4 protein-coding genes are annotated in these 6,500 nt (G+C 43.2%); 1 reads left to right on the top strand and 3 read right to left on the bottom strand.

Features of this window, described 5'->3' with window-relative positions:
• The first annotated feature begins 14 nt into the window (after positions 1–14).
• Positions 15–1,445: a CCA tRNA nucleotidyltransferase gene (locus tag WBA23_RS13520; protein ID WP_424582808.1), complete on the top strand. Its 1,431-nt coding sequence runs from the start codon at positions 15–17 to the stop codon at positions 1,443–1,445.
• Between the two features lie 34 nt (positions 1,446–1,479).
• On the opposite strand, the gene WBA23_RS13525 is transcribed toward WBA23_RS13520, so the two are convergent.
• The 3 genes from WBA23_RS13525 to WBA23_RS13535 all read right to left on the bottom strand — a co-directional run bounded on the left by WBA23_RS13525 (position 1,480) and on the right by WBA23_RS13535 (position 6,491).
• Positions 1,480–1,818, bottom strand: coding sequence for a nucleotidyltransferase domain-containing protein (locus tag WBA23_RS13525; RefSeq protein WP_424582809.1), 339 nt, complete (start codon positions 1,816–1,818; stop codon positions 1,480–1,482).
• Positions 1,815–2,234 (bottom strand): nucleotidyltransferase substrate binding protein, encoded by a 420-nt coding sequence (locus WBA23_RS13530; protein ID WP_424582810.1) that lies wholly within the window; start codon positions 2,232–2,234, stop codon positions 1,815–1,817. The genes WBA23_RS13525 and WBA23_RS13530 overlap by 4 nt, the downstream gene beginning before the upstream one ends.
• Positions 2,235–2,327: 93 nt before the next feature.
• Positions 2,328–6,491 (bottom strand): hypothetical protein, encoded by a 4,164-nt coding sequence (locus WBA23_RS13535; protein ID WP_424582811.1) that lies wholly within the window; start codon positions 6,489–6,491, stop codon positions 2,328–2,330.
• Positions 6,492–6,500: the final 9 nt, after the last annotated feature.

Below are 6,500 nucleotides of genomic sequence, written 5' to 3' on the forward strand. Positions count from 1 at the left end.
TTACTTTTGCAGCTATGAATCTGAAGGATACACTACATAGTAACCCCATATTTTCGCTGGTGGCGCAAACTGCTCATCAGATGCAACGGGAAACCTACGTAGTGGGTGGCTACGTACGCGATCTACTGTTAAAGCGCTCTTCTAAAGATATTGACTTTGTGTGCGTAGGTGATGGAATTTCTTTAGCAAAAAAAGTTGCCGAGAATCTGAAGACACAAGAGGGTCATACAACCGAGGTAGCGATATTCAAAAACTTTGGTACCGCCATGGTGAAGCGTGAAGATTATGAGCTAGAGTTCGTTGGGGCCCGCAAAGAATCGTACCAACGCGACTCTCGCAAACCTATCGTGGAGAACGGCACGTTACAGGACGATCAGAACCGGCGGGACTTCACCATTAATGCAATGGCTATTAGCCTGAACAATGATAGTTTCGGTGAATTGATCGATCCGTTTGATGGGGTGAAAGACCTCAAGCGCAAGATGATTAAGACCCCGCTTGATCCAGCGATCACGTTTTCAGATGATCCACTACGAATGATGCGGGCAGTTCGTTTCGCTTCTCAACTTGGGTTTGATATTGCCCCCAAAACTTTCGATGCGCTGATTGACCACGCCGAACGGCTTCAAATTGTGTCGCAGGAGCGAATTACTACCGAGCTAAATAAAATCATTTTATCTTCTCCGCCGTCCTACGGTTTTAAACTTTTATTTCACAGTCAGCTCCTTCACCAGTTTTTTCCCGAAATGGTAGCCCTCCAGGGAGTAGAGACTATTGAAGGTAAGTCGCACAAAGATAATTTTTATCATACACTGCAAGTGCTGGATAATGTAAGCCAGGTATCGGATGACTTGTGGTTGCGTTGGGCGGCTATCTTACACGATATTGCCAAACCTCCCACCAAACGGTTTCATCCCAAAGCGGGTTGGACGTTTCATGGTCATGAAGACCGGGGTGCCCGCATGGTGCCGCATATTTTCCGCAGGCTTAAACTGCCGTTGGACCAAAAGATGAAGTTTGTGCAAAAGCTGGTTCGGCTCCACCTTCGCCCTATTGCTCTGGTAAAGAAAGAAGTTACCGATTCGGCTATCCGTCGGTTGCTCTACGAAGCTGGAGATAGCATTGAGGCGTTGATGAAACTGTGCCGAGCCGATATTACCTCTAAAAACCACAGTCGGGTGAAACGGTACCTACAAAACTTTGATCGGGTGGAGCAAAAGATGCAATTAGTAGAAGAGAAAGATCATCTGCGAAACTTTCAACCCGTGATTACCGGCGAAGATATTATGACAACGTTTAATCTCAAACCTTCTCGCGTAGTGGGCGAAATTAAAAGCGCGCTACGAGAAGCGGTGCTAGACGGAAAAATTCGTAACGAGCGGGAAGAAGCCTACGCGTATATGCTAAAAATTGCTGATAAAAAGGGATTAACGCCGAAAAAATAAAGAAAGAATGGTGGTGACTTATCTACTCAAATTTCTATTTTTTTAACGAAGCCTTCCTGTCCCATTCATAAAACACTTTTCCTACTCGCGCAATGTGATCGCGTAACCCGTCGTGCTTCAGAGTACCAAGATTGATTACGTTGAAGCGGTAAGGCGTGGGTAGCTCTTCTAGTTCGGTCTTAATCTGGGCAATGAGGAAAAAGGCTTCGGTAGCATCATCTTCATTCACTACTAATGCCAAGTCAATATCCGAGGCCGGTTCTTGTGTGCCCATCGCTCGCGAACCGTAAATAATTACTTTTTCTACGGCAGATTGCTGCCGGAAGTAGTTTTGCAATAGTTGGTAGGTGGCATTCGGCAGTCCAAACTTCATACTTTTTCCTTTTTATTTTGCAAAAAGCTGTATACCTGAGCTAGCCCGTATTGATAGCGTTTGGTAATATGCTGCACGGCTTGCCGGGCTTTCTCTTCGCTGTAGGTATGCGCCATCAGGTTGCGGTCCATCATCATATCAATCCACTGTTGTCCGTCTTCAATAATTCGGTGAGCAAAGCCTTCTTTAATAATGTCGCGAGGCAGAGTCAACTTTTGAATACCGTTGTACGCCAGATAATCTTTTACTGTTTTCCAGCTCAGCTCGAAAGTAAACTCAAACGCCTGTACCAACGCCATTTGAATTAGATCATTTTTAGGTTCGGCTTCGTGAGCATCCACTGCCTTCCGAAAACGAGCGTAAGCTTTTTCGAGATTTTCTAGTCGTTGCAACCACCGTATATCTTGCTTACTCATTTTTTAGTTTACTGTTCAATGAGCACTTTTTAATTTGTTCTGTTTGCATCGCCTATTTCCGAGTTTATTACTTCTACCGAACGCAACGTATCTTTACTCAATCATGGCTTCTTCCCGAACCCGCTCTGCCACGGGCTGCATCCCAATGCTCGATTTAATACCACTGAGCAAACTTTGCCACCAGTAGCTAAAAACAGAGCGACTAGGATCACGTTTGTGCTCCACCTCCCCTACTCGGAAAAAAACCGCCTTAGGGTTATCTGCTTTCACCACAAAGGCATTGGCAATTAGCGAACCGACCCGCTCATCCAACCCGGGGCGGCCTTTGTCTTTATCAACCAGCAATATGTTCAGATCATTATAATTGAATCGTAACTCACCTAGTGCCTGATCGCGATTACCTTGCATATAAAAGCGCATACTATTGGCTTGTCCTTCCCGAATATGAACAAAGGCTGAGTGTTCTAATATGGGATTAATAGCTTTCAGATCCATGGAATCTAACAATCCGTTTACGGTAAAGCTCATTTCCTGATCGGCCATCGGAAATTTAAAGACAACCCTTAGGTTGCCCTGTCCCATTACTTGGGTTTCGGCGGTCATGGTGAAAACTACACTGTCCTTCAACCGATCCGGATGATTTGTTGCATTGGTCAGAAGGGCACTGAACTGCTCAAACGTAATAATTCCGTCCTGATTGGAATCAGGTACGCGTTCAGCATAATTAATAAATCCGTTAGTTACTTGAATGGTGTCTAGCGTTAGTAAAAAACCCAGATCAAGCAGCATTTCCTGATGCATAGGCAAGGTTCGGCTATCGTTGCGAGGCACTCGAGCATCCTTAAATGCGTCAATCTGCATATTATCTAACACTAAAGAATGAGCATGAAAATGGCGTTGCTTGATTAACTCTTCAAAATCAATATCTCTTAGACGAATAGTTTCAATCTGAGTGGCTACCCGAGTCTTCTGAAAGGGAAAAGCATCTTTGTAGAGATAACGAGGTACACGGGGTTCCAGCGTAAATCCACTAATTTTAATTTCGGGGTTCTTCGTAGATAGACTAATCTGTTCGGCTTTTGCGGTGTATAATGTATCGCTAAGTGCTAATTGGTAGTCATGAATGCGAACAAGTAAATCATCGGCTAAGAGTAATTTCTGGGTAATATTCTGATCAGAAAGCGAAGGTTCTGTAATGAACTGGTGATACGTCAGACTGTCAATTTGCACTCCAATTAAGCTGAGATCAATACGTTCTGCTCCAAACGCAGGCCGGTCATCATATTGATTTTGATAGACGTTTACCGTACCATTGGTAAAGTTGATATTATCAATATTGTAAGCTTCGAGATAGGGAGAGCTGATCTCCGACCAAGCGGGTAATGAGCTGCTACTTGCCAATGAGTCGCTACCGAATTGGTAAACTTCAATAGCCGGATTCATAATATTGACTCGCTCTATATCTAGTTCGGACTGATTGAACATTCTCTCCACATCAAAATCAACAATCTGCAATGAAGGAGTAGATAGTGAAACTAAATTCCGCTGCGGATAATTAGTCAGGGTGTTTGCTGAAAAACCGTAGGGTTTTATGTCTAAATTGACTACTGATGTTCTTTCATCCTGATTGGATAATACGATTTCTTTCGCTTGAATACTCTGATAGGCCTTAGGCAGACGTAACAGGTAATTACTAATGTGGATATCAAAATCAACTTTATCGGCGAAAAGCATCTTAGCCTGTTGCTGCTGACTTACTGAATCTATCGCTAACTGATAGGCACTTAACGTTAATGTATCAGCCTGAATATGGTGCAGCGTATCCGAATCAGTTTGCAAGTAGGAGAACCTTCCTTCCTCTACCGAAAGCTGGTTAACATAAATCCCTTTCGTTACCGATTTAATTTTAGGGTATATTCCAGCCTGTAGTATTCGTCCTGATTTATTTGAACGCTTGGCTTGTCCTTTCTTAGTTACAATAGATATATTGGGACGACGCACAATTACCTTCTCTACTTCCATTTCGTTTTCGGTGAAGTAGCGAAAAAAGTTCATGCGATGCAGAGCTAGTTGAGTTACTTCTAGATCAGTAGCATTATCCAGCGCATCTAGGCTATCCTCTACCAAAAGCAGGTTATCAATAGTGAGCTTATCTGAGTAGGAAGAGTATAAAAAGCGTTCGGCGGTAAAATACTCTTCTTCATCATCTACCGGTAAACTAAAATTGAAGCTACCCATCGCTATCCGTGCTTCTCGGGCGTAGAAGGGGCGTTCAGGTATTACGGTGGTTACTTTATCTAAGAGGAAATCAATAATACTTATATCTAACGAAGTAGTTGAAAATCGGACTTCAGGAGTATCGTTATCCGATTGAAGGGTAATATCTGCTTGCTGAATTTCCAACTTATTAACCGCTAGTTGATCAAGGTAGGGCGCTACTTGCAGATATAGTTCAGGCATAGAAAAATCGCTTTTCCGATCTTTTCGGCCCGATCCTACTTTCAATTTAATAGTAGGTGATATAAGTGAAATCTGATCTAGGTTGGCGACTTGAAGGTTGTATAATTCGCCAAAATTAATACCCTCAATGGCAAAATAGGGTATCTCCATTTGTTCCATCTGACTGGGCGAAAATCGGGTTGCCGATTGATTAGGCCAGAACTTTACTTTTTGCACGTAACCTTTAGCCGTAAGCGTTGATAAAGATACCTCTTCTGCCTCCAGCCAACCTCCCGACACGGCACTAGTACGATTATAGGGAAACTGAAACCAGCTTCCTTCCAGCATCATATCTACTTCATCGGCAAATACAGCTACCCGGTCGGAATATCGTAGCACGTCGTCAATAGCAATGAGAGGGTGGGCCTCGTTGCCAATACTTACATTTTCGTAGTAACCTTGAAAATTATCTACGTTCGCTATTTTGATAAAATCATCTTTCTGATTGTTTAGCTTCATAATCTCAATGTGGCCACTGTCTAGGTTCAGGGTTTTTACTAGCATCTGCTCTAGCCAGGCATCGGTACGGTTGGGAGCCACCACCGGATACAGATTGAGACGGGCGTGACTCCAATTGTAGAAAATCTGCTTGATGGTAATATCCGAGGTTTCGGTAGCGGCTGGTGCTCTTTGCCGAGGTAGATTTCCGAAGGGCGTATCGGAGAAATTGGCGATTGCCACTTTGGGTTGGCTTACTCGGATGCTATCAATATCGGCAAATTTGGTGAAAGACAGATTCTCCAGATCAATACCGAAAATTTTCACTTGGGAAGTCCGAATGTCGTACCCTAATTGGGGAGGCTGAGAGTCAGTTAAGAAAAGGGCTAATGAGTCTACTCGAGGTTGTACTCGCGCCGAATCAAAAATCAGATTGCAAGCATAACGAGCCTGTCGGTTGGTTTGAATATTAAACTGATCTACGGTAAAATAGTGCTGAAAATCGGCAAACCAGATGCGAATATCACTCCCCTGCCCCTCAATACTATCCATCGGTAACACATAGCTCAGCGAATCTACTTTTCTCTGATTCACCGTAGAGTCAAGTTGAAAGTCATTAAAAGATAGCGAATACTGAGGCACATCTAACCACGAAACCGTATCAGTATCTACTTTAAAGAGCTGCATTTGCCCATTGGTAAGGATAAACTCGTTAATACCAATTCGCTTCCACTGATTACTGATAAGGGAATATAACGTATCGGGGCGCAGCTTCGATAAATGTGAAAATGATCGTTCAGGTCTCTTTTCCAAAGAATCTTTTGCTCGCGAATAACCTTTTACTCGGGGAAATTTCAACAATAGCGTATCCACCGAAATTGTCTTTTTGCGGTAGATTTCCAATATGTCTACATTAGTTACCTCCAACAATGGAACTGCTATTGAATACCACTGGGCAGAATCTTGCGCTCGCAATGGCGTAAGTTCCAGCTCATGAAACGAGAGTGCTTGGTTCTGGGTAGAAAACGCTAAGGTATCCGCAACTACCGCGTAGCTACTATCGGGCAGTACGAAGCGGTAGTCACCCAGCTTCACTTGAATATTTTTGGTAAATAGTAAGCGATCTTTCTCTTGAAGGGCTGAAGAATCGATAAGAAAATTTTGTAGCACAATAGTTACTCGCTGGACAAACCAGTCACTTTGGCGGATAGAAAGCGTATCAATGCGCGTAATAGGGTCTTTCTGCTTATCCAAAAAAAATGACGCATCAGCAATTTCCAATTTATTAAAAGAAAATAGATCAACGTACTCTCGCACCATATTATACAC

It is taken from the genome of Tunicatimonas sp., assembly GCF_049647865.1.
GTDB lineage: Bacteria > Bacteroidota > Bacteroidia > Cytophagales > Cyclobacteriaceae > Tunicatimonas.

Bases quoted from the DNA above. Each gene is read 5' to 3' on its own strand.
- WBA23_RS13530 (WP_424582810.1), bottom strand. From the start codon at position 2,234: ATGAGTAAGCAAGATATACGGTGGTTGCAACGACTAGAAAATCTCGAA.
- WBA23_RS13525 (WP_424582809.1), bottom strand. From the start codon at position 1,818: ATGAAGTTTGGACTGCCGAATGCCACCTACCAACTATTGCAAAACTAC.
- WBA23_RS13535 (WP_424582811.1), bottom strand. From the start codon at position 6,491: ATGGTGCGAGAGTACGTTGATCTATTTTCTTTTAATAAATTGGAAATT.
- WBA23_RS13520 (WP_424582808.1), top strand. From the start codon at position 15: ATGAATCTGAAGGATACACTACATAGTAACCCCATATTTTCGCTGGTG.